The sequence below is a fragment of the Paludisphaera borealis genome (genome assembly GCF_001956985.1).
GTDB classification, from domain to species: Bacteria; Planctomycetota; Planctomycetia; order Isosphaerales; family Isosphaeraceae; genus Paludisphaera; species Paludisphaera borealis.
On sequence record NZ_CP019082.1, the window covers coordinates 5,179,464 to 5,203,373 of the forward strand.

The following is a 23,910-nucleotide window of genomic DNA, read 5'->3' on the forward strand; positions in this document are numbered from 1 at the left end:
GAAGTCGCCGGAGGGCGGTCACGAGACGACCCGCCATTCTACCCGATCAACGACCGGATCGCACGGCCTTCGCTGAGCTTCATCGGCCGGCCGGTGAGCGGGGCGACGTTCTCCTTGAGCGGGTTGAGGCCCAGGGCGGTGAGGATCGTGGCGTGGACGTCCTGGACGGTGGTGGGATCAACCGGGTCCTTGACCGCCTCGGGGTCGGTCTCGCCGATCGCCACGCCGGATCGAATTCCGCCGCCGGCCAGGGCCAGGCTGAAGCCGGTGGGCCAGTGGTCGCGACCGCCGAACGGGTTGATCTTCGGCGTCCGGCCGAACTCGCCGCAGCAGAGGACGACCGTCCGGTCGAGCAGCTTGCGGGCGCGGAGGTCGCGGAGCAACGCGGCGAACGCCGGGTCGAGCTGCTTGACCAGCTTGCGATGGATCTCGTGGTTGTTGACGTGCGAATCCCAGCCGTTGAGCGTGACCTCGACGCACCGTACGCCGACCTCGATCAGCCGCCTCGCGGCCAGGCAGCCCCGGCCGAACGGCGAATCGCCGTACTCGGCCCGGAGGTTCGCCGGCTCCTGCGAGACGTCGAACGCCTTGAGCTGCTCCGACGTCATCATCGTGCGGGCCGAGGCGATGGTCTCGCGATGCAGGGTGGCGTCGACCCGGGCCTTGCGACGCAGGCTGAAGGCTCGGTCGACGACGTCGAGGTCCAGAACCCGGCGCTGGTCGCGAACGGCCGCGACCTGGCTGGCGACGTCCGGCAGCTTCCCCTTGGGATCGTCGATCTGGAAGGCGTCGAACTCGCCGCCGAGGAACCCCCCCCGGCTCGGCCACTGGCCGGTCAGGATCGAGATGTGCCGCGGGATGTCGGTCGTCCCCACCGGCAGCTCGTGGCAGCAGACCGCGCCGATCGACGGGTGCACGACGGTCGGGTCGGGGCGGTAGCCGGTCTTGAGCATGTACGTCCCGCGCTCGTGGTCGCCCTCCTTGCTGATCATCGACCGGATCAGCGAGACCGAGCCCATCTGGTCGGCCAGTTGCTCGAAGCCCGACGAGAGCTGAATCCCCTTGACGGCCGTCTCGATCGCCTTCGTGCCGCCGGCGAAGCTGGTGCCGGCGTGCGGGTCGAAGGTCTCAAGCTGGCTGGGTCCGCCGGCGAGCCACAAGAGGATCACCGACCGGGCCGGTTCGCGCGAACTCTCCGACTGCTGGGCGAGCAGTCGGCCCACGGGCGTCAGCCAGCTCAGGCCGGCGAGCGACAGGAAGGCGCGGCGGTCGAGGGATGTCATGCGGGCCTCAGTGGTTCCAGGAGAATTCGGTCGCGTTGAGGAGCGTCCAGTAGAGGTCGGTCAGCAGGTCGACGCGGCGGTCGCCCTTGATCCCCTCGAAGCGGTGCTTGAAATGGGCCGCTTCCTCGGGCGTCGGCCGGCGGGTCAGGACCGCCAGGTAGGTCAGCTCGACGGCCTTGTCGTCGTCGGGGGCGAGCTGAGCGATCCGTTTCGAGGCGTTGAACATGTCGCCCTTGATCTTCTTCTCGACCATCTCGCCGTTCATGAGCAAGAGCCGTTGGGGGATCGTGCCGCCGCGCGGGGCGAACTCGTCCTCGCCGGTGTCGCCGTAGCGACGGACGAAGTCGTTGCGCTCGGTGTAGGAGATGAACCGGACGACCCACGACGACTCGGGGCCGATCGTCGTGACGGCGGCGGCCTGATGGATGCCGCCGGCCACCTGCTCGGGCCGCAGCCGGGTCATCGGGAAAGCCGCCCAGGTCTCGTCCTTGGGCTCGGCCGTCGGCGACGGCGGCGCGTCGCTTTCGAGCCGGAACGCCTCGGTCGCGACGATCGTCCGGATCAACCGGTGGAGGTCGCAACCGTGTTCCGCGAAGTCGGCCGCGAGGATGTCGAGGACTTCCGGGATCTCGTCGGCCGTGGCGAGATCGTCGATCGGGTCGACGAGCGGACGGCCGAACGCGAACGCCCACGCGCGGTTGACCGTGGCCCGGGAGAAGTACGGGTTGCGCGGGTCGACGATCCAGCCCGCGAGCTGCTGGCGCGGCGTCCCCTCCTTGGGCTGAAGCTCGGGATGCGACGGCACGCGGGCCTCGACGGTCGTCGGGGCCTTGGTCTTGCGGTCGAGCGGTTTGTAGAAGACCTCGCCGTCGGAGATCCCTCGAAGGTTGGAATGGACGCCGCCGAAGAACGCCGCCAGGGCCCGGAAATCGGCCTGCTTCCAGTGCTGGAACGGGTGGTCGTGGCATTGCGCGCAATCGATCCGGGCACCGAGGAACGCCCGCGACACCCGCGCGGCCAGACGCTCGGGGTCGGGCAGCTCGACCGCCGGGTCGAACGTCACGGAGACGAAGTTGGTGGCCGGATGGTCGGTCCAGATGCCGCGGTCGGCGATCAGGTCGCGGACGATCGCCGAGTACGGGCGGTTCTCCAGCAAGGCGTCGCTCAGCCAGGAAATGAATCGGCGGCGGCGGAACTGGATGAACGGGCCGTCCTCGGTCCCCACGAACGCCCGGGCGAACCGCTCGGCCAGGTAGTCGGCCGACCGGCGGTCTCGGAGCAGGTCGTCGAGCCAGCCGTCGATCCGGCGCTCGGGGGGCTGGGCCTCGAACCGGCGAATCTCCTCCAGCGAGGGCAGCGTGCCGGCCAGGGCCAAGGAGAGCCGGCGCATGACGGCGAGGTCCGGGGCGGGGGGCGCCGGCTCGATCCCGCGCTCATTCCACGATCGTCGGAACGCCTCGTCGACCCTCCCGACGACGTTCGGCCGATCAGGGAGCGGCTGCGACACGTCGGCCTTGACGGCCGTGACGCTCGCCGACGACCGGAACACGCCCCGGCCCAGGGCCAGGCCGCAAGCGACGATCAGGCAGACGAATCCCAGGTCGCGCAGCCGCATGTCCGTTTCCCCTCTCGATCTACTTCGCTTCATCCTCGATCGTAGCTTACTACCCGGCCCGCCCTCGCCGCGTTTCAGGAAACCGGTCCGGGCCGCCGGCTTGAAACACGAATCGATCCGGGCGAGTAATGGATGGTATGCACGAAGCTCTGTTGCTCGAAGAACCGCCGGTCGTCATTGAAGCCGCACTTCCGCCGGCCGACGCCCCTCCGCGCCGGTTTCGGCGAGTCCGGGGGCTGTTGTGGCGGTCCATCCGGGGGCTGGGCTCGGCGATCGGCTGGGTTTTCGGCATGGTTTCGTTGATTTTGGGCCTGTCGATCCTGGCGGCTTTGCCGATTCTCCAGTTCTTGAGCATGGGCTATCTCCTGGAGTCGTCGGCGCGGGTTGCTCGGTCGGGGAGGTTGCGCGACGGGGTGATCGGCGTGCGGCTGGCGGGTCGGGTCGGGGGGACGGCCGTCGGCGTCGTCGCGTCGCTGATTCCGCTCTGGTTGGCGGGTCTGTACGCCGGTTCGGCGGCGATCATCGATCCGGGAGGATCGGTCGAGCGGACCTGGCGGATCATCCGGGCCGTCGTCTGGGCGCTCACCTGTTTGCACCTGCTGGCGGCCTTCGCCCGAGGCGGTCGCATCCGGCATTTTCTCTGGCCGTTCGGCAACCCGTTGTGGGTTTACCGAAGGCTCCGCGAGGGGGGGCTGTACGCGGCGTCGCGCGACGGGTTCTGGAGCTTCGTCGGGCGGCTTCGGCTGCCGCATTATTTTCGGCTCGGCTTGATCGGCTTCCTGGGGACGCTCGCCTGGCTGGTTTTGCCGTCGGCCCTGCTGGCGTCGACCTCCCGGTTCCCGTTGCTGGGGATCGTGGGGGCGATTTCGCTGGCTTTCGTGGCGCCTCGCCTGCCGTTCTTGCAGGTGCGGTACGCCGTCGAGGGCCGGACCTCGGCCTTGTTCTCATTCCGGGCCGTGCGCCAGGGCTTTGGACGGGCGCCCTGGGCCTTCGCGTTCGCCCTGGCGGTGTTGCTGCTGGCCTCGGTCCCGCTCTACCTGCTCAAAATCGAGATGATCCCGCGCGAGGCCGCGTGGCTGCCGAGCCTGGTCTTCGTGATCTTTCTGGGGCCGGCTCACCTGCTGGTCGGCTGGGCTTACGCCCGTTCGCGCCGACGCGATCAGCCGCGACACTGGTTCTTCCGCATCCTCGGCCGGCTCGCCATCGTCGTCGTCGCTCTCTTCTACGTGCTCGTCGTGTTCATCTCCCAGTACACCTCGTGGGGAGGCCTCTGGAGCGTCTACGAGCAGCACGCCTTCCTCTTGCCGGTCCCGTTTCTCACCATGTGACGCCCGACGTGGCGCCCCGGCGACGTCGCTCCCGCGCCCATGGTCCTCCGACGACCGGTTCTTGACAAATCGCGGATGGCATGCGACGTTGAATTTGAGTTGGATACTTCTTGAACTCCCCGCCCCATCGCCTTCCCCCCTGTACGGCTGCGCGATCTGTCAACTACGGAGTTGGATCTCATGAGCCGAATCCTCGGACGTGCCGTCGTCGTGTTAGTACTCAGCTGGATCGCCGAACCGTCACTCAGGGCCGAGCCGCCGACGATCGGCGAGGTGTCGCCGTTCGGGGTGAAACGGGGCGAGAGCGCGGAGGTCAACTTGACGGGGGCGAACCTCGCGGGCAATCCGCGGCTGATCGCGCCGTTCCCGTTCCAGCTTGAGCCGACGCCTCCCGAGAAGAGTAACGCCGGGGCCTGGGTGTTCAAGGTCAACGTGCCGGCGACGGTCGCGGTGGGCGTTTACCCGATCCGGGTGCAGACCGACGACGGGATTTCGAATCCGTTCTTGTTCGCGGTCGGCCAGCTCCCGCAGGTCGCCGAGAAGGAAGAGAACAGCACGTTCGAGACGGCCCAGGCGGTTCCGGCCCCTCCCTTGGTGATCGAGGGGCGGGCGGCGGCCAACGACGTCGATTATTTCAAGTTCACGGGCAAGAAGGGGCAGAAGATCGTCGTCGACGCCCAGTGCGCGCGGCTGGGTTCGGGGGTCGACCCCTCGATCCGGCTGACCACGGCGTCGGCTTCGCGGCGGTTCATCGCCTCGGCCGACGACTCGCCGGGCCTGTTGACCGACGCCCGGCTCGTAGCCGAGCTTCCTGAGGACACGGATTACGTGGTCGAGATCTCCGACTCGCGTTATCTGGGAGGCGGTCGGCCGGTCTATCGGCTGACGATCGGCGTCGTGCCGATCGCCGAGGAGATTTATCCGCTGGGCGGCCGCGCGGGCGAGACGGTGGGCTTTGAGCTTCGGGGGGGGACGCTGAACGACCTGGCGATCGCCGCCGATCGGGTGTCGCCTCTCGGCAACGCCTGGATTCACTGGCCGAAGGTCGCCAGCCCGACGCCCGGCGCGGCGGGAGCGACTGACGTCGAATCGCTGCGTCCGATCTTGGTTTCGCGCTATCCCGAGATCCGCGAATCGACCAATCCGGCCGACGGGCCGCCGAAGGGGGTGGCGCCGGTCGTCTTCAACGGGCGGATCGACCCGCCAGGCGACGAGGATCGGTTCACGGTGGCGGTGACGCCCGGTCAGAAGGTGCGGATCAAGGTCGAGGCGTCCCAGCACGGCTCGAAGCTCGACGGCGTGTTGCAGGTCTTGAACCCCAAGGGCGCCGCGATCGGCAACGCCGACGACACGACCACGCCCGGACCTATGAAGAACGGCGTGGTGCAGAACATCGTCGAGCCCGACCCGTCGCTGACGCTCGCCGTCCCCGGCGACGTGAACGAGGTCACGCTCGTTCTGCACGACCTCGAAAAGCGCGGCGGGATCGGCTTCCCGTACCGGATTCTCGTGGAACCGGTCGCACCGGATTTCGACGTGCACCTCAACGACGCCCAGGCGAGCATTCCCAAGGGGGGCACGGCCGTTGTGGGCGTGACCTTGACCCGCCGCGAGTTCGACGGGCCGATCACGCTTTCGGTCCTCGACCCGCCCGCCGGGTTGACCTTCCGGCCTGGAACGATCGCGGCCGGGCAGGTCGTCGGGGCGCTCTCGCTGTCGGCGACCGCCGACGCCGCCTTCCCGCTCTCGACGCTGAAACTGGTCGGCGTGGGGCAGGGGCCGAGCGGGCCGATCCAGAAGCTCGCCGTCCATCGCACCACCTTCGCGTCGCAGGAATTCCTGCCGACGAACGTCCTCGACGAGGACGGGCTGACCTCGGCGACCGCGCAGCCGACGCTCGCGACCCTCGACGCGCCGGCTGGTCCGCTCGAAGTGGCCCACGGCCAGAGCGTGTCGATCCCCATCAAGGTGGTTCGCGCCAAGGACGCGAACGCCGCGCTCGCGATCGCGTCGCTCGCCCTGCCGCCGGGCCTCACGGCCCCCGCCGCGACGATCGCCGAGAAAGCCGGCGAGGGAACCGCGACGGTGGCCGCCGCGCCTGAGGCGGCCCTGGGCGCCATGACCGTCGCGCTGACGGCCAAGGGGAAGTTCGCCCCCGGCGAGCGGACGCTCGCGATCCCCGCCGTGACGCTCAACGTCGTCCGACCGATCGAGCTGACGCTGGCGGCGCCCGCCGTCGAGCTGGCCCCGGGCGCGACGGTTGAAGTGAAGGGCAAGGTCGTCCGCAAGGGAAGCTTCAAGGACCCGGTCGTGATCCGCCTCGACGGCCTTCCCGCCGGACTCAAGGCCGACCCGGCGACGGTCGCTCCCGGAGCGTCGGACTTCGTCGTCAAGGTCACGGCCGCCGCCGACGCCAAGCCGGCCGAAGCTGCCGCCAAGGTCGCCGCCGTCTTCCAGATCGACAAGAAGGATTACGCCTTCCCCCCCTCGGCCCTGGCCGCCAAGATCGTCGCGCCCAAACCGAAATGAACTCATGGGGGCCGTCCGCGAACAACGTCCAACGCTCGAAGAGATTCAACCACGGAGGACGCGGAGGAAAAGACAAGAATTCCATCCGAGGTTTTTCTTCTCCGTGTCCTCCGCGTCCTCCGTGGTGAGTCTTCCCGACCTCCAAGTTATGCGAAAGAGTTGGAAGCTATTTTTGGACGGCCCCATCACCCGCTCTCTTCTTCACCCGGGGGTTCGCGCATGCGTTCGCCTTCCTCGATGATGCGATGGTCCGCAATCGCCAGCGTCTCCGCCCTGCTGCTGCTCCCCGCCGGTCTCGCGTTCGGCCAGGCCGAGCCGTCGAAAGACAAGCCCGCCGCACCGGCCAAGCCCGCCGCACCGGCCAAGCCCGCCGACGCTGCGAAGCCGGCTGACGCGAAACCCGCCGACGCTGCGAAGCCGGCTGACGCCAAACCGGCTGATGCGAAGCCCGCCGACGCCAAGCCCGCGGCGGCGGGGGTGAAGCCGGTGAGCTTCATGAACGACGTGGCGCCGATTTTCGTGCGCAACTGCATCGCCTGCCACAATCCCAAGAAGCCCGAGAGCAAGTACGTGATGACGACCTTCGCGCAGCTTGCCAAGGGGGGCAAGGTGGGCGACGGGATCACGCTCGAACCGGGCAAGCCGGACGAGAGCTATCTCCTTGAGACGCTCGGCCCCGACGCCCAGCCTCGGATGCCCTACAAGCAAGACCCGCTCCCCCCGGAAGACGTCGCGATCCTCACCCGGTGGGTGAGCGAGGGCGCCAAGTACGACGGTACGGCTCCCACCGAGGATTGGACCTTCTTGCTCCGCAAGACCCGGAAGACGGCGATCCCTGACGCGTATCCCACGACCGTCCCCGTCACGGCGTTGCAGTTCACCCCCGACGGCCAGCGGATCGAGGCTTCAGGCTACCACGAGCTGACCACCTGGAAGACGGCCGACGGCGCGCTCGACGGCCGCGTCCAGGGCTTGCCCGAGCGGACCTACGACATCGCCATCAGCCGCGACAGCAAGTGGATGGCCACCGCGGGCGGCGACCCCGGCCAGTACGGCGTCGCTCGGCTCTGGTCGCTCGAAGCCGGCAAGCCGCCCAAGCCGGTGCGCGATCTGGCCGAGGCCCAAGACGTGGTGTTCGCCGTCGCCTTCAGCCCCGACGGCCAGAAGGTCGCCACAGCCGGCGCCGACCGGGCGGTCCGCGTCCACGAGACGGCCACCGGCAAGATCCTCGTCCAGATCGAGGACCACGCCGACTGGATCTACGACATCGCCTTCAGCCCCGACGGCAAGCTTCTGGCCAGCGCCAGCCGCGACAAGACGTGCAAGGTGTTCGACGTCGAGAAGAAGGAGTCGCTGGTCACGTTCACCGGCCACGGCCAGACGGTCTACGCCGTGGCGTTCACGCCCGACGGCAAGCAGGCGTTCTCGGCCGGCGAGGACAACCACGTCCGCTTCTGGTCGCTCGACGGCGAGGCCAAGGAAGTCCGCCAGATCGGCGTCTTCGGCGGGCCGGTCTTCGCGATCGCCATGGCGCCCGACGGCAAGACCCTCGCCGCCAGCGGCGCCGACAAGGTCGTCCGTCTGTTCAACCCGGCCGACGGTTCCACGCTGCGTAAGCTCGAAGGACACGGCGACTGGGTCTACGCGCTGGCGATCTCCCCGGACGGCAAGACGATCGCCTCGGGAAGCTGGAACGGCGAAGTCCGCCTCTGGAACCTCGCCGACGGCAAGGCCCTCCGCACCATCACCGCCGCCCCCGGCTACAAGCCTCCGGGAGCCCAGGCGGCGCGTTAACGCGGTGTTGTCATTGTAGCCGGGGTCTGTGACCCCGGGCCGGGACGCGCGGCGTGGGACCGGACCGGCCTCACAGAGGCCGGCTACAATGACCATCCATCAGGAAACCGCGGCGGCTTCGGCCGCCGCCTCGGCCGGGCCGGGGATGGGCTGGACCAGCTTCCGCCACCATTCCTCGGCCCGTTCTTCGTTCCACTCGTGGCTCGCCTGGCAGGCGGCCAGGTCCTTCGAGAGCGCCTTGACGTTCGAGTAGCGGTCCTCGGGCTTCTTCGCGAGGCAGCGGAGGACGACCTGTTCGAGGTCGGCGGGGACGGACTCGTTGATCTGGGAGGGGGGGACGACGGGATCGCGGGCGTGGGCGATCATCACGGCCATCGGGGTGCTCCCCTTGAACGGCGGCTGGCCCGTGAGCGCGAAGTAGGCGATCGCGCCGAGAGAGTAGACGTCGGTTCGCGGGTCGAGGGCGCTGTCGCCGGTCGCCTGCTCGGGGGACATGAACGTCGGCGTGCCGCTGACGGTCTGGTCGGTCGTCAGCTCCGGCGCGTCGGGGTCGCCCGTCAGTTTCACCAGGCCGAAATCCAGGACCTTGGCGACGTCGGCCTCGCCGCCGCGCAGCGCGACGAAGAGGTTGGCCGGCTTCAGGTCGCGGTGGATGATCCCCAGCGAGTGCGCCTCGGCCAGCCCGGCGCAGACCTGGCGGAGCAGGAAGATCAGCCGTCCCGGAGGCATCGGGCCGTACTGTGTCACCAGGTCTTGAAGGCTCAGCCCGGGCAGGTATTCCATGACGTAGTAGAACGTGCCGTCGTCGGTGTGGCCGTAGTCGTAGATCGCGATCGTGTTGGGGTGCGAGAGCCGCGCCGCCGACTTGACCTCGCGTTCGAACCGGGCCAGGGCGATTGGGTCGGACACCGCGCCGGGCTTGATCAACTTCAGGGCGCAGGGCCGTTTGAGGAGCTGGTGCTCGGCCATGTAAACCTCGCCCATGCCGCCGACGCCAAGCTGCTGGCCGAGCTGATACTGGCCGTACTTGCGGGCGTTGTGCAGGTCTTTCCGCAGGCCGTTGAGGATGTGCGCGCCGTAGATCGCCAGCCCCGCGCCGATCATCAGCGACAGCGCGTTCGACCCGGCGTGCTCGCCCCCTCGCATCCCTTCAAGCTCCTCGACGAGGTCGGGGTGTTCGGCTTCCATGAGCAGGGCGAACGACACGATGGGGACCAGGGCCATCGTCAGGATGACCGTGGCGGCCGTCCGGGTGTCGTTGGGGATGAAGGTCCCGTAGAGCACCATCAGCACGATCATGCCGATCACGCCGTTCTTCATGTATGTCGCCGCCGCGAGAACGTCGCCTCGTCGGAGGAACTCGACGTCCACAACGTACTGGGTGACGGCGATGAGGACCGCCATCAAGCCGAACAGGCCGTACTCCATGAGCCGGACCCGGTCGGTCGAGATCGGCAGCTTGCTGAGCAACAGACCCGCGACGGTCGACGCGACGACGAGCCGCAAGCCCATCATTGCGGTGATCACCCAGTGCATCGACGTGCCGTTGAAGAAACTCCAGATCAGCAGCACCGCCGAGACGACCGCCATGAAGAGCGCCGCGGAGGTCAGTCGATTCCGCCGCAGGTCGTGCGTCTCGCTCCGCAGGCTCCGCCAGCTTCCATCCACCAGGGCGACGCCCCCCCCGGCGCGAGTCGAAAACGAGCCGGCGGAAGCCAGCTCCAAGGATTGAGTGGGCTCCAGGTCGACGATCGAGTCGTCATCGGGTTGATCGCCCGCGAGAGCCGTGTTCTGGGAGGTCGTCATGCGGATTCTCGACTGATTCGTGGATTCGGATCGATGATCGGAATGAGGGCGAGGCGAAACGCGGGAGCCGCAATCACTGGGGCTGCGCCGATTGGCGGATCTGGTCGGCCTGGTTGCGAATCATCTCCTTCGCGCCCTGGACCTTGGTCTCCAACTGCTGCAAAGCGCCCGGACCGTCGCTTCCACCGGCCGGCTTCGACTCGGCCGGCGCGGGGGCGGCGAGCGACTTCAGATCGAGGTTCTTGAGCTGGCCGGCCTCGCTCTGGATCGACTGTTTCAGGTCCGTGACGGTCGCTTTCAACCGGCCTTTCACGCCGCCCGAGGCCGCGGCCTTGCCCGAAAGCGACGGGATGAACGTGAACGCCAGAATCACCAGGCCGATGGTCAAGAGCGGCCCCATCACCCGCTGGGTCGGCTTCCTGAGCTTGCTCCAGTGGTTCGCCATGTAAAAGAACGTGATCGGAGGAATCAGGAAGAGAATCCCCTGGAGCGGGCTCTCGCGGAACGGGATGACGACGATGTTCGCCAGGCCGCTGACGATCCGCCCGATGTTCAGCACGACCACGACCGCCGCGCCCAGAAGGGCCATCGGGCGGTTGTGCATCATCGCCCCCAGGAAGATCAGCATAATGAACGGAACCGAGATCAGGTACGCCGTCTCGTTGATCCAGCGGAACGCCTTCTGGATCGTCCCGAGCTGCCGCCGCCAGAGAATCTTGACCTCGCCGGCGGGCTTGCTGGACCCCACGCTGACGCGACGCGTTTTGGGCGCTTCAACCAGGGCGTACGGATTCGAGTTCTCATCCGGGGCGTCGTCCATGGGGGTCAGCTTGGGTTTCGGCTTCCGCAGCCCGGGCATGCGGTCGACGGTCAAGGGGGCGAGCACGGCCTGACTCCCCATCCGCGCCAGCCAGTCCGGGCCGCCCTCCGCGGAAGACGCGTCGGCGGTCACCCGTGCGGCCGTGGCCGTGGCCATGGCCCTCGCGAGGTGCGGCGTCGCGGCGAGCGACGCTAGGCTCCCCGCCTGGGGAACCACCATCTTCTGGCCGCAGTGCTTGCAGCGCCCTTGTTTGCCCGCGGCGTGGGCGTCCACGTCGAAGCGGGCGCCACAGTTCTGGCAGAAGAAGACGATGCTCATCGGACGGCTTCCTTCGGAAATGGAACCGACGATCGGTCGCGGCGACGGTCGGAAATGGGTGTCGTCGGGGTCGTCCTCGTCTCGGAGCACAAGGTGGACGTTCCACCCGACGGCCTTCAGCCGCTCGCGCGGAACGTCCACCCGAGTCTCGGAAGTCTGCTTCCTAGGAGAATAGTTCGTAAACCGGACTGAAGTCGGCCGCCGGCGTCGGAATCTCGGACGCCGACTCGTTCAAGAGCTGCGACGGGTCGACGTCGAGCGCGTGGTACATCGAGGCCAACAGCTCTTGAGGGACGACGGGGCGGTCGATCGGAGCCGCCGCGTGAGGATCGCTGGCGCCGATCACCTGGCCGCCCCGCACGCCGCCGCCGGCCAGCGCGACGCTCCAGACGCCGGGCCAGTGGTCGCGACCGCCGGCCCCGTTGATCCGAGGCGTTCGGCCGAACTCGCCGACGGCCGCCACGAGCGTCGACTCCAGCATCCCGCGCGAGCCCAGGTCGTCAAGCAGCGCGGAAAACGCCTGATCGAACGTCGGCAGAAGCTGGCGCTGGTAGTCGTCGAGCGTGCTGAACGGACCGGAGCCGTGGCAGTCCCAGGTGATCTTGTCGAACACCGTGTCGAACATGTTGACCGTCACCACGCGAACGCCCGACTCGACCAGCCGCCGGGCCAGCAGGCAGCTCCGCCCGAAGCTACTCGGCCCGTAGGCCCGGAGTAGCCGCTCGGGCTCCCCCTCCACGTTCAACGTCGCGTTTTGGAACGGCGCGTGGGTCGCGCCGAGCCATCCGGCCGTCTGGCCTCGGGGCACGACGACGCCGGTGTTCTGGATCGCGCCCGGGACCATCATGAACGGGGGCGTCGAGCCGATGGGCCCCTTCAACCGCGACACCACCGAGCCGATATGCGGGTGCACCTCCTCCGATCGGCTCAGGCGGCCGGTCTGGAGCAGTTGCAGTCCCGTCTCGTGGATCGGCGCCTCGTCGTGATGGAGCGAGCGAATCAGCGCCAGCTTGTCCATCCGCGCGGCCAGCCGGGGCAGGTTCTCATTGATCCGCACGCCCGGAACGCGAGTCGCGATCGACCGGAACGGCCCGCGAACCTCCTCGGGCGCGTCGGGCTTGGGGTCCCAGGTTTCGAGCTGGCTCGGCCCCCCCACCAGCATGAGCAGGATCAGCGCCTTCTCGTTCCGAGGAGTCGGCGAACCGAAGAGGCTCGTTTCCGACAGCGGAAGGCCCAACGCGCCCAACCCCATCCCGCCCGCGAGCAGGAAATCGCGGCGGTTGACCCCGCCGCAGCCGCTCGCAACACCTCGACCGACGGTAATCATATAAATCGTCTCTCCGCTCACCTCGGGGGACCGAGGGGAAAGGGTCGAAATGTTTCGACTCCACGCCCCTAAAACGTACCCTCCGTCGGACGTTTGCGACAGGGCCCACTGCTTGGATTATCCCGCGCACTCGCCATCCTCCGCTACTTATCTCCATGGATGGTAAGCCGATTGGGTTGTGTCGATTAAAAAGAATTTAGGGTGAGTGCTGAGGGAAGGGGCTTCGGGATGTCCGGGTAAGATCGATTCATTCCGAGAAGCGGTTCGGTCCGATAGAACCGTGGGAGCAGGATGCACGGGATTCCTGGGTCGGCCTTCGACGTGGGTCGTCCTGAGCCTGGGAGGGGCGGGTATGGAGAAGCTGGGAACAACCCAAGAGGGCGCGAAATCGAGTTCGGCGCGGGTTTCGGCGAGGTTGGCGGTGGCGATCGCGCTGTTCGGCGCGGCGACGCCCAGGGTCGCCTGGTCGCAGTCGGCGGTGATCGAGACGGTCGAGCCGGCGATGAGGGGGGGGGCGGCGAGCCCGGGATCATCGGAGTCGCGGCTGGGCACGCCGCCGGGGACCGATCCGATGCTGCTGGGATCGCAACCGGGGGGCGACGCGCCGCTCATGGGACGCGTGGGGACGGCGGGCTCGCGCGCCCCGGCGTCGATCTCCCGGCCCATGGAAGGACGGACGCCGCCGCCTCGGGGCATCGCCGCGCCCGAGGCGCTTCCGGTGCCAAGGGCCCCGCTGTACGGCTCGCTGGCGCTCCCCACCGAGGGGGAGTCGGAGGGGCCCCCCGACGGCATGACCATCGACCAGGCGATCGACCGCCTGATCCAGGAGAACCTTGATCTCCGTTCCAAGTCGTTGGAGATCCCCCAGGCCCGCGCCGACGTCTTGACCGCCAGCCTGCGGGCCAACCCGATCCTCTACGCCGATTCGCAGCTCATCCCCTACGGCCGCTGGTCGGAGCAGCGCCCCGGCGGCCCGGTCCAGTACGACGTCAACATCTCCCACCCCGTCGATTTCTCGCACAAGCGGCAAGCTCGCACCGAGTACGCCTCGCGCGCCTTGCGGGTGACCGAGGCCCAGTACCAGGACGCCGTCCGGATCGAGATCAACAACCTCTACACCGCCTACCTCGACATCCTTTCCGCCAGGCAGACCAGCCGGTACGCGAAAGCCAGCGCCGAGGGGCTCGCCAAGCTGATCCGGGCGACCCAGATGCTGTATGAGAAGGACAGGGCGTCACGTGCGGACGTGAACCAGATCAAAGCCCAGCAGCAGATCGCCGCGGTCGGCATGGTCGATGCGGATGAGAACCTGAAGCGGGCCAAGCGGGCGCTCGGCCTGATGCTGAACATCGACCCCGAACAGGCCGAAGCCATGGAATTTCAGGGGACCATCGAAGACCGAAGCCCACCGCCCCCTCCCGTCGACTCTCTGGTGGAGATGGCCTGCGCGAACCGGCCCGACGTCGTCTCGTATCGGCTGGGGCTCCAGGCCGCCGAGGCCGGCCTGCGGCTCGCCATGGCCAACCGCTACCAGGACGCCTACGTCCTCTACCAGCCCTACACCTTCCAGGACAACTCGCCGTTCGGCAAGAAGAGCGGGACGGCGTGGGCCCTGGGCGTGACGGTCCCCCTGCCGGTCTACAACCGCAACCAAGGGAACATCGAGCGGGCCCGGATCAACATTCAACAGTCGAAGATCGAACTGGCGAACATCGAGCGCCGGGTTCGCAACGAGGTCGTCCAGGCGGCCCGGGAATACGTGGTCACCGCCCAGATCGTCGAGAAGATCCGTACGAGCATCCTCCCAGCCTCGGAGCAGGCGAAGGACGACCGCTTCACGCTCTTCCAGACGGGCGACGAGCAGCAGACCGTCGTGTCGTACCTGGAAGCCCAGCGCATCTACAACGACAACGTCAAGGCGTATCTCGATACGGCCGTGCGGCACCGTCGCAGCATGCTCAATCTGAACACGGTGGTCGGCCAGCGGCTGCTGCCGTGAGGGGGGCGGGCGAGCCAAGGACCGGCCCCGAGAAGCGGGGACGGTCCTGGATGGGTGGGCGTGGTCAGGCGATCAGGTTCTTGACGACGCGAGCCAGCTCGGCGCCGGTGTCGGTCAGGCTGTAGAAGTTGTTCTTGCCCTGGCGGCGGGGGGCGATGATGTTGCCGTGGCGGAGCAGGGCCAGGTGATGGCTCACCGCCGGCTGGCTCTGGCTGAGCTGGGCGCACAGGGCGCCGACGTGGCGTTCGCCTTCGGCCAGGATCAAGATCACCTGGAGGCGGGTGGGGTCGCTCACGTGCTTGAGCAGGATCGACGCGCGCTTGGCCTGCTGGAACCGCTGGTCGGCGGCCTTGGCCGACTTGGTGGTCCGGGTCGCGGCCGCCTTGGGGGCCACGACGACGGTGGTGGTGGCGGCCTTGGGGGCGGCGGTGGACTTAGGACTCGCTTTCGCTACTGCCATGACGATACCCTCCTGATACTGTTCAGAGATGCAGTTTAACGGTCGCCGTAACGGACCCCGAACCCGTCCTCGGCCCGATGGCGGAAGTTCAGGCGAGGACGAGGTTTCCATCCAAGGAATCGATGGCCGCGGCTAGGGTCCACGGACTCGAGGCGGACCTACGAGTCGACGGCGGCGGCCCGGGGAGGTCCTCCCGCGCGGGCCGGCTCGACGGCGGCTCGAAATCCCACAACGAGTCGATCACAACCTTGCGCGAACGTATCTCAACGTGGGTGGTTGTCGACATCTTATAGCTAATCTAACTCATGTCAATCGCGATCTGCAAACTTTAATGCCTTAAATTCGTCCATTTGTTGGCGCGAGGAGGGCGTGCCGCCGGGGCGGCCGGCCTCCGCGCCGGCCGGTTCACCCACGAAGGCTTGTACTTGTGTGCGTTCGAGCAAGAGAACGAGGGCCGCGCCGGGCCCTCGCCTCGGGGGGCTGGTCAGCCGGGAGAGGGCGTGGGGAAGAGGGTTTTGAGGAGGTCGGCGGTCGTCCAGCGGTTGTTCTTCGTGCCGACTTCGAGGCGGACGAGCTTGCCGTCGGGGCCGATCACCGCTGTACAAAGGTTGTGTATGATTTCATTCTTGCCGGGCCCGTACACCAGTCCGAGCGGGACCGCGATCTTGGCCAGCTCGTCATGCGAGGCCACCGCGAAGGTCCACAACGGCGGCGTCGCCCCCCTGATCCGCGCATGCTTGCGCAAGACTTCCGGGGTGTCGTTTTCGGGGTCGAACGACAGCGAGACCAGGCGGACCTTCTCCGACCGGCTCGGCGACGTGGAGAGCGACTGGGCCAGCTCGGCGAACCGACGGTCCATGGCCGGGCAGAAGTCCGGCAGCGGGCATCGCGTGTAAATGAATGTCAGCACGACGACATGGCCGCGGAGGTCGGACAGCTTGGACGTCTTGCCGTCCTCGCCAGTCATCGTGAAGTCGGGGACCGCCTCCCCCGGTTCAAGCCGCTTCGACCTCGGCAGCACCGAGACGGCCTTTCCCGAGGAGTCGACGACTAGCGGAAGAGGAGGAGCGGCGAGGGCCGGCTTGGAAACCGCCAAGTCCTGAAGTTGATAGTCGCTTGTCTCGCCGTTCTCGAGCTCGACCCGCAACGTTCCTTCCACGATGTCGCCCACCTGGAAGTCGTCGAAGTCGGTCTCCTTGGGGAGTTGGAACGGCATCGTCATGGCTCCCATGAAGCCCGGAATGGCCTCGTGGCGGATCACCAACTGGTGGTTCTCCTTCTCGATCTTGCGCACCTCGCCTTTGAGAGCGTAATTCTTGGTCTCGACCTTGGGGGCCGCGGTGCCTTTTCCGCTCGCGAACGCGGCCTTCGGCGACGAACCGACCCCCGCCGGCTCGTCGGCCGGCCCGCAGGCGCAGGCGAAGGCCAGGCCGCAGACGACGCCGAGGCCGGCCCAGGCGATGATCTTCGACCCCGCGCGTGCGGACGGCATGTCATAATTCTCCATGTTCCTATCCAGATTTGGGTTCAAGTCCACGTTTAAAAAGGGAAGTCGGCGTCGAGCGGGGCCTCCGCCAGTTCGGCGAGGAAGAGGCCGATCCGTTCGGCGACGCGGGCGGTGACGGCCTCGCCTTTCTCGGCCGTGGCGGCGTGGGGGTTTCCGGCTCCCGAGTTGGTGGTCAGCAAGTGCCAGGGGCGGGTGAGTTCCACCCAGCCGCGGTTGACGGCGTCGAACCGGCTCGCCCGCACCGCGCCGTCGTCGGCCGCCGGCAGGTTCACGAGGTCTGGGAAGTGGGCGAGCCCCATGCTGGTCTCCATCTCGCCGGCGTGGTCGTCCTTCTTCTCGAAGATCGAATCGTAACCGTCGGCCGCGACCTTGTACCAGTTGCATAGGAACAGGCGGACAGGCGTGGATCGATGCAGCTCGCGGAGGACCCATTTCAGGTCGTTGCCGCCGTGGCCGTTGAGCAAGAGCAGCTTGTGGATTTTATGCTTGGCCAGCGATTCGACGAGGTCGGCGATCACTTTCGCGAGGGTCGATGGGTTGAGGTTCATCGCCATCGGGAATTCCATCTGGTTGGTCTCGGTGCCGTAGGGGATCGCGGGGAGCTGGAGCACCCGGGCACCCTTGGCCGTGGCGATCTCGCAGGCGCGCGAGGCGATGGTCTCCACCTGGAAGGTGTCGGTGCCGTAAGGCAGGTGGAGGTTGTGGGGCTCGGTCGCGCCCAGCGGGAGGACGGCCGCCTGGTATTCGGGTTTCGATTTCAGCTCGCCGTAGGTGATATCCGCCAGTTTCCAGGGTGTCATCAGTGCGTTCGCCTTTTCGATTATCGATGGGTGGTCGGTGGAATCGGCCGGGCTCGGTGATCGGCGCGGTCGAGGGGCGGCGTCCCGAGCAGCGGGAAGTCGGCCGCGGCGAATCGATCGGAGGGGCCGGGCGGGGGGCGTCGGCCGGGAGGGCGGGCCGGGGGGCCATTCCCATTGCGAGGGGGTGGGTGGTCCGTTAGGATCGGATCTTGGGTCGTCCATCCCTGCTCTACCGCCTTGTTCCGTTATCCTTGGATCGGCGTCGCGATGCAAGCGTTCGAGGCCACCAGTCATTATTTCGACCAGGCCGCCAAGCTGCTTGGCCTGTCAGAGAACATTCGGACGCTGCTGGTCACTCCCGACAGGGAAGTCCGCGTCGAGGTCGTGATCGAGCTCGATTCCGGCCAGATCGGCAACTTCATCGGCTATCGGGTGCAGCACGACAACGCCCGGGGGCCGTTCAAGGGGGGCTTGCGATATCATCCGCATGTCGACCAGGACGAGGCCCGGTCGCTGGCCAGCCTGATGACCTGGAAGACCGCGCTGGTGGATCTGCCGTTCGGCGGGGCCAAGGGGGGGATCAACTGCGATCCGACCAAGCTCTCGCGGGCTGAGACCGAGCGGCTGACGCGGCGGTTCACCGAGAAGATCCATGACATGATCGGCCCGGTGAAGGACATCCCCGCGCCCGACATGGGGACAGACGCCCAGGTGATGGCCTGGATCATGAACGAGTACGGCAAGTTCGCCGGCTTCACTCCCGCTTGCGTGACCGGCAAGCCCGTCGAGCTGCACGGCTCACCCGGTCGCGAGGCGGCCACGGGCTACGGCGTCGCGATCATCACCCGCGAAATCCTGGGGCGGCTCGGCCGGACGATCGGCGGCTCGACGTTCGCCATCCAGGGCTACGGCAACGTCGGCAGCTACACGACGCGGTTCCTGGCGGAGCAGGGGGCCAAGATCGTCGCCGTCTCCGACGCCTACGGCGCGGTGTTCAATCGCGAGGGGCTGGACGTCGCTGAGCTCGACCGCCACGTGGCCATCGCCCGCAAGATCGTGGGCTTCAAGGGGGGCGAGGCGACCACCAACGAGCAACTGCTGACGATGCCCGTCGACGTCCTGATTCCCGCCGCCCTGGGAGGGGTGTTCGACAAGACCCTGGCCGAGGCGGTCCAGGCCAAACTGATCGTCGAGGCGGCCAACAGCCCGACCTGGCCCGAGGCCGACGAGGTCTTCAACGCACGCGGCATTCCCGTCGTCCCCGACATTCTGGCCAACGCCGGGGGGGTGATCGTCAGCTACTTCGAGTGGGTCCAGAACCTCCAGAACTTTCGCTGGCCTCTCGAACAGGTGCAGCGCGAGGAGGAACGCCGGCTGGTCGACGCGTTCCACGAGATGTACGACATCGCCCACCGCAAGAACATCACAATGCGCACCGCCGCCTTCTACCGGGCCATCTCCCGCGTCGGCCGGGCGCACGCCCTGGCCGGAATCTGAGGGCCGCCCGCGTCCCCTTCCCGTGCGCCGGATTCAACCTCAACGGACGTTGACGTGACGATGAAAGACTACCAGACGTACGATAATCCCCTGATCCAGCGGTACGCCAGCCGGAAGATGGCCCACCTGTGGTCGCCGCAGGTGAAGTTCTCGACCTGGCGCCGGTTGTGGGTCGCGCTGGCCCAGGCCGAGCGCGAGCTGGGGCTGAACATCACCGCCGAGCAGGTCGAGGCGCTGCGGGCGCAGATCGAGACGATCGACTTCGCCGCCGCCGAGAACTACGAACGGCGGTTCCGCCACGACGTCATGGCCCACGTCCACACCTTCGCCGACGCCGCGCCGAGCGCCGGGGCGATCATCCACCTGGGCGCGACGAGCTGCTACGTCACTGACAACACCGACCTGATCCTGTCGCGCGAGGCGCTCGGCATGGTTCGCGACCAGCTCGTCGGGGCGATCGACGCCCTGGCCCGGTTCGCCGACCGCTGGAAGGATCTCCCCTGCCTGGGCTACACCCATTTCCAGCCCGCCCAGCTTGTGACCGTCGGCAAGCGGGCGACGCTCTGGTGCTACGAGCTGATTCTCGACCTCGGCGAGATCGAGCGCCGGCTGGCCGACTTGCGGTTCCTGGGGGTGAAGGGGACGACCGGCACGCAGGCGAGCTTCCTCGCCTTGTTCGACGGCGACCACGACAAGGTCAAGGCGCTCGACGACAAGGTCGCGGCGGCGTTCGGTTTCGATCAGACCTACCCAGTGGCCGGCCAGACCTATTCGCGGAAGATCGATTCGCAGACCGTCTCCGCTCTGGCGGCCGTCGCCGAGTCGGGCCACCGGTTCGGCATGGACCTCCGGCTGCTGGCTCATGAGCAAGAAGTAGAGGAGCCGTTCGAGGCCGAGCAGATCGGCTCGTCGGCGATGGCCTACAAGCGCAACCCGATGCGGGCCGAGCGGATGTGCTCGCTCGCCCGGTTCGTGATGGGTCTGCCGGCGGGGATGGCTCACACAGCGGGCACCCAGTGGCTGGAGCGCACGCTCGACGACAGCGCCATCCGGCGGCTGATCATCCCCCAGGCGTTCCTTGGGGTCGACGCCATCCTCAACCTGTACAACAACGTCGTGCCGGGCATGGTGGTTCACCCACCAAGGATCGCCGCCCACATCGCCGAGCAACTGCCGTTCATGGCGACGGAGAACCTGCTGATGGCGGCCGTGCAGGCCGGCGGCGACCGCCAGGCGCTCCACGAGCGCATCCGCGTCCACTCGCACGACGCCGCGGCTCGCCTCAAGGGGGGCGCGGCCGACAACGATCTCATCGCGCGCCTGGAGAAGGACGCCGCCTTCCCACCCTTGGATTTCGCCGGGGTCATGGACCCGTCGAAGTTCACCGGCCGATCGGCGCGGCAGGTCGAGGAGTTCCTCGAAGCCGAGATCGAGCCAATCCGCCGCCGCTACCCCGGTCGGACCGAGACTCGGACCGAGATCCACGTCTGATCACGCGGGTGTGAGACCGACGCGGCGGTAAACGACCAAAGGCCGGGGGGGCTGGGTGCAGCCCCCCGCTCGCCTTGTGGTGGTCGTCAAACGCGGGAGCTTTGGTGCTGCCGGGCTTTGCGGAGTCGCTTGAGTTCCTCGCGCCGGCGGCGTTCGCTGGGCTTCTCGTAGTAAGCCTTGCGGCGCATCTCCTTCCGGAGGCCGCTGCGCTCGCAGAGCTTCCGGAACCGTCGGACTGCTTCCTGAATCGACTCTCCCGCGCGAACCCGTAACTTCACCACAGTTTTGTACTCTCTTTCCCTTCGAAGCGATCGCGCCGGTCTCGCCATTCGGACCGGCGGTCCTCAGGAATTCGACCCGCGTCGTGTTGTAAGCCCAATCGCCAATCCGTTTTAAGATCCTGCAACGGCGGTCTGGGCGGAGGCTCCGTTCCCGATTGCGGGAATCGGAGTTTCAGCCCGAGCACGCGCCTGCGCACGAACCGGCGAGAATCCCAAAGTATATCGTCGGATATCGCCCATGCCTAGCTCCAGATGGGGGCTGGACCGGCGAAATCCGCAATAATCCCCTGTAGGCGGCATGACGACGGCCGGCGCGGTCCGTTGAGGGACGGCGCGCCGGCCGGGTTTTTGAAAAGTTCGCTTTTGCTGAAAACGGGTCAGGCCAGGTTCTTCTCGACGCGGGCCAGGAGGTCGGCGAAGTCGAGCTTGCTGTGGCAGGCTTCGCGGGCGGCGGCGAGGTCGGCGCCGGTCCAGTCGCGGGCCTCGGGGCGGAGGTCGGCGTACTGGCGGCGGGCTTCTTCGCGGTAGCCGTGGTGGTCGTGGTAAGTGAGCAGCCGGGTCAGGGTGCCGAGTTCGGCGTCGGTGCCCCCGGCGCGGCTGCAACTGCCGTCGCAGGCGGCGCAGAAGGTCGGACCGGCGGCGAGGCAGGCGTCGCGGAGGCGGCTGATCTCGGCCTTGGTCATCGGCTTGAACCGCTGGGCCGCGTCGGTGTTCTCGCGGACCTGATCGGTGTTCCGCATCGACACGCAGACGGAGGAGAACCGCTCGTCGGTCCAGATCGCGTGCAGCAGGCCCTGGTAGGGGGTCAGCCCTTTCTCCTTCAACTCGGGGAGCAGTGCGGCGATGTCGTCGATCTTCGTATTGCCGGCGATCTGTTTCATCGAGATCAGGCCGATGCCCGCCTTGTGGCAGGCGTCGAGGGCCTTGTCGAACGGGGCTTCATGGTTCGCCCAACTGCTGTTGCGGACCATGATGGCGTCGACGAAGCCCCCCTCGGCGGCGTTCTGGAGGATCTCCGCCTGGCGGGGATGGTGGCACGAGAAGCCGACGAACTTGGCTTTGCCCGACTTGCGGATGGCCTCGGCCGTCTCCTTGAACTCGCGGCTCTTGGGCCACTCGATCTGCTTGTCGATGTTGCTGTCGCCCAGGGCGTGGATGAAGATCAGGTCGATGTAGTCGGTCTGGAGTTGCTCCAGCCGCTTGTCGAGCCCGGCGATCAGGTCCTTGGGCGTATTGGCGTGCCCGTCCTTCGTGACCAGGAACAGATCCTTGCGGACGCCCGGATTCTCTTTCATCCAGCGGCCGATCGCCGGCTCCGAGCCGTAGCTCGCGGCCGTGTCGATGTAGCGGAGGCCTCGCGACCAGGCCAGCCGCAGGATGCGGTCGAGCCCGACGCTCTTCCAGGTGCCGAGATTGAGCATCGACACTTCGACGCCCGTCTTGCCCAGCACCCGCTTGGGAATCAAGGCGGACGCCTTGGCGGCCGGCTGGTCTTGAGCCCGGGCGGTTTCCGTCTGGCCGAGCAAGGCGGCGGCGGTCACCGCGCCGGCCCCGGTCCCCAGAAACGCACGACGGTCGACGTCCGACCCGCCGTCTTCATTCAACCCTCGACAATCAGACATCGCTGAGTCTCCCCCGCGGTTCAGTATGGGAACCGATCGGACTTGGTCAAAGAGAAGTTCTCCGCCAAGCTAACTGTTCCGCTCGCTGGTTTCAATCCGCGTCCCCATGGGAGACGATCGAGGGTGATCCAGAGCGTCGATCGTCTCAGACGCCGACGAGTACCGCGCCCGCCGGGCGATCCTCGTGCATCTTGCCGGCGATCTCCTCGCGGAAGATCTTCACATGGCTGGGGGCTTCGATGCCCAGGCGAACCTGACCGCCTTCGATTTTGACCACGGTCACGACGATTCCGCCGTCGATCACGATCTTCTCATTAACCTTGCGGCTGAGAACCAACATAACAGTCCTCCTTGCTCGGTGGCTGTAGCGTCTTGCGTTTGTTTGTGTGAGCGTCCGTCGCTGGGTTTAGGCCAACCTTGCCGGCTTGGCGTCTCGATCCCTCAGCCAGGGTCGCAAACGACATCCCGAAGATACTGCACTCGCCATGCCAGCGGCAACTCGATTTCTGTTGTCGGTGCCGCAAGATATTGTCTTGTAAGCAATAAGAACTTTGGAATATCGTTTTAATGCATCCTTGCTCTGGTGGTCGAAAGTCCATGGCTTGAAACTTTTCTTCCCAAAATCCGAGATCCCGTGTGAAAAATGGGAACAGACGGCCGAAGCTGCTTGGGATAGGCAGAGTTCCGCGGACTGGTTACGATTTTGGGCGCGGTGGAAGCCTCGGCAGGGCTTTTCCGTCTCGGGCGACCGCGGTTGGGAAGCGGCTCGCGAGCGACCCAGGCGATTGGGAAGGTCGCGTCGTCCCGCCTTGACGGTTCCCGTCCATCCGATGGAAACGAGGCGGACGACGAGCGGTCTCCGGTATCGGGTGGTCGAGTTGCACCTTCTGTCGACGGGCCTGGAATCTTGCCCATGCGAGTGGGAATCGGACACGACACGCATCGGCTGGTGGAAGACCGGCCGCTGATCCTGGGCGGTCTGCGGATCGAGCATTCTCGGGGACTGGCCGGGCACTCCGACGCCGACGTCGTTTGCCACGCCGTGGCCGACGCCCTGCTGGGGGCCGCGGCCCTCGGCGACATCGGCGAGCATTATCCCGACGACGACCCCCAGTGGCGCGACCTCGACAGCGCCCAGCTGCTGGCCGAGGTCGTCGACCGCGTCGGCCGCGAGGGCTGGCGGCCGGTCAACTGCGACGTGATCGTGCACGCGCAGGCCCCCAAGCTCGGCCCTCACAAGGCGACGATCCGGGCGAACCTCGCGCGGTTGCTGGGGCTTCCGGAAACAGCGGTGAACGTGAAGGCCAAGACCGGCGAGCACGTCGGGCCGGTCGGCCGGGCCGAGGCGATCGCCTGTCACGCCGTCGTGCTTCTCGAATCCTGTACGCCAGAGCGCTGACCCCCTTTCCGCCCCGGCCGGAAGCGTTCCCGGG

18 protein-coding genes are annotated in these 23,910 nt (G+C 67.2%); 7 read left to right on the forward strand and 11 right to left on the reverse strand.

Going from position 1 to position 23,910, the window contains the following annotated elements; translation table 11 throughout:
- Positions 1 to 38 precede the first annotated feature (38 nt).
- Both BSF38_RS19965 and BSF38_RS19970 read right to left on the reverse strand, forming a co-directional pair.
- Positions 39 to 1,283: a DUF1501 domain-containing protein gene (locus tag BSF38_RS19965; protein ID WP_076348571.1), complete on the reverse strand. Its 1,245-nt coding sequence runs from the start codon at positions 1,281 to 1,283 to the stop codon at positions 39 to 41.
- Positions 1,284 to 1,290: 7 nt separating this feature from the next.
- Positions 1,291 to 2,898 (reverse strand): DUF1549 domain-containing protein, encoded by a 1,608-nt coding sequence (locus BSF38_RS19970; RefSeq protein ID WP_076348573.1) that lies wholly within the window; start codon positions 2,896 to 2,898, stop codon positions 1,291 to 1,293.
- A 137-nt stretch (positions 2,899 to 3,035) separates the two neighbouring features.
- On the opposite strand from BSF38_RS19970, the gene BSF38_RS19975 reads away from it, so the two are divergent.
- The 3 genes from BSF38_RS19975 to BSF38_RS19985 all read left to right on the forward strand — a co-directional run bounded on the left by BSF38_RS19975 (position 3,036) and on the right by BSF38_RS19985 (position 8,549).
- The gene (locus tag BSF38_RS19975) at positions 3,036 to 4,226 is read left to right on the forward strand and encodes a hypothetical protein (RefSeq protein WP_076348575.1); all 1,191 of its coding nucleotides are present in this window, start codon (positions 3,036 to 3,038) and stop codon (positions 4,224 to 4,226) included.
- 180 nt (positions 4,227 to 4,406) lie between these two features.
- A complete protein-coding gene (locus tag BSF38_RS19980; RefSeq protein WP_076348577.1) occupies positions 4,407 to 6,755 on the forward strand; it encodes a hypothetical protein in 2,349 nt (782 codons plus the stop codon).
- A gap of 219 nt (positions 6,756 to 6,974) precedes the next feature.
- The gene (locus BSF38_RS19985) at positions 6,975 to 8,549 is read left to right on the forward strand and encodes a c-type cytochrome domain-containing protein (RefSeq protein ID WP_237170534.1); all 1,575 of its coding nucleotides are present in this window, start codon (positions 6,975 to 6,977) and stop codon (positions 8,547 to 8,549) included.
- Between the two features lie 99 nt (positions 8,550 to 8,648).
- Here the strand turns inward: BSF38_RS19985 and BSF38_RS19990 are convergent, their stop codons facing one another.
- From BSF38_RS19990 to BSF38_RS20000, 3 genes are all read right to left on the reverse strand, one after another.
- Positions 8,649 to 10,355, reverse strand: a complete 1,707-nt coding sequence (locus BSF38_RS19990) for a serine/threonine protein kinase (RefSeq protein ID WP_076348579.1) — start codon at positions 10,353 to 10,355, stop codon at positions 8,649 to 8,651.
- A 73-nt stretch (positions 10,356 to 10,428) separates the two neighbouring features.
- The gene (locus BSF38_RS19995; protein WP_145952245.1) at positions 10,429 to 11,493 is read right to left on the reverse strand and encodes a zinc ribbon domain-containing protein; all 1,065 of its coding nucleotides are present in this window, start codon (positions 11,491 to 11,493) and stop codon (positions 10,429 to 10,431) included.
- Positions 11,494 to 11,656: 163 nt separating this feature from the next.
- Positions 11,657 to 12,820, reverse strand: a complete 1,164-nt coding sequence (locus BSF38_RS20000) for a DUF1501 domain-containing protein (RefSeq protein WP_076348583.1) — start codon at positions 12,818 to 12,820, stop codon at positions 11,657 to 11,659.
- 421 nt (positions 12,821 to 13,241) lie between these two features.
- Here BSF38_RS20000 and BSF38_RS20005 point away from each other — a divergent pair, with 421 nt between their 5' ends.
- Entirely contained in the window at positions 13,242 to 14,819 is a 1,578-nt protein-coding gene (locus BSF38_RS20005; RefSeq protein ID WP_237170535.1) for a TolC family protein, read from the forward strand.
- A gap of 64 nt (positions 14,820 to 14,883) precedes the next feature.
- Here BSF38_RS20005 and BSF38_RS20010 read toward each other — a convergent pair whose 3' ends face one another.
- The 3 genes from BSF38_RS20010 to BSF38_RS20025 all read right to left on the reverse strand — a co-directional run bounded on the left by BSF38_RS20010 (position 14,884) and on the right by BSF38_RS20025 (position 17,586).
- Positions 14,884 to 15,279, reverse strand: coding sequence for an ArsR/SmtB family transcription factor (locus BSF38_RS20010; RefSeq protein WP_083713111.1), 396 nt, complete (start codon positions 15,277 to 15,279; stop codon positions 14,884 to 14,886).
- A 484-nt stretch (positions 15,280 to 15,763) separates the two neighbouring features.
- Positions 15,764 to 16,771, reverse strand: coding sequence for an SCO family protein (locus BSF38_RS20020; protein ID WP_083713975.1), 1,008 nt, complete (start codon positions 16,769 to 16,771; stop codon positions 15,764 to 15,766).
- Positions 16,772 to 16,818: 47 nt separating this feature from the next.
- The gene (locus tag BSF38_RS20025; RefSeq protein ID WP_237170536.1) at positions 16,819 to 17,586 is read right to left on the reverse strand and encodes a creatininase family protein; all 768 of its coding nucleotides are present in this window, start codon (positions 17,584 to 17,586) and stop codon (positions 16,819 to 16,821) included.
- Positions 17,587 to 17,853: 267 nt separating this feature from the next.
- Between BSF38_RS20025 and BSF38_RS20030 the strand changes: the two genes are divergently transcribed.
- Positions 17,854 to 19,083: a Glu/Leu/Phe/Val family dehydrogenase gene (locus BSF38_RS20030; RefSeq protein WP_076351189.1), complete on the forward strand. Its 1,230-nt coding sequence runs from the start codon at positions 17,854 to 17,856 to the stop codon at positions 19,081 to 19,083.
- A gap of 60 nt (positions 19,084 to 19,143) precedes the next feature.
- A complete protein-coding gene (purB, locus tag BSF38_RS20035) occupies positions 19,144 to 20,574 on the forward strand; it encodes an adenylosuccinate lyase (protein ID WP_076348589.1) in 1,431 nt (476 codons plus the stop codon).
- Positions 20,575 to 20,660: 86 nt separating this feature from the next.
- Here purB and rpsU read toward each other — a convergent pair whose 3' ends face one another.
- The 3 genes from rpsU to csrA form a co-directional block, all read right to left on the reverse strand.
- A complete protein-coding gene (gene rpsU, locus BSF38_RS20040) occupies positions 20,661 to 20,855 on the reverse strand; it encodes a 30S ribosomal protein S21 (RefSeq protein WP_197490704.1) in 195 nt (64 codons plus the stop codon).
- Positions 20,856 to 21,232: 377 nt separating this feature from the next.
- Positions 21,233 to 22,477 (reverse strand): aldo/keto reductase, encoded by a 1,245-nt coding sequence (locus BSF38_RS20045; protein ID WP_076348593.1) that lies wholly within the window; start codon positions 22,475 to 22,477, stop codon positions 21,233 to 21,235.
- Positions 22,478 to 22,622: 145 nt separating this feature from the next.
- Positions 22,623 to 22,817: a carbon storage regulator CsrA gene (gene csrA / locus BSF38_RS20050; protein WP_076348595.1), complete on the reverse strand. Its 195-nt coding sequence runs from the start codon at positions 22,815 to 22,817 to the stop codon at positions 22,623 to 22,625.
- Between the two features lie 573 nt (positions 22,818 to 23,390).
- Here csrA and ispF point away from each other — a divergent pair.
- On the forward strand, positions 23,391 to 23,876 hold the full coding sequence (gene ispF / locus BSF38_RS20055; RefSeq protein ID WP_076348597.1) for a 2-C-methyl-D-erythritol 2,4-cyclodiphosphate synthase: 486 nt from the start codon (positions 23,391 to 23,393) through the stop codon (positions 23,874 to 23,876).
- Positions 23,877 to 23,910 lie beyond the last annotated feature (34 nt).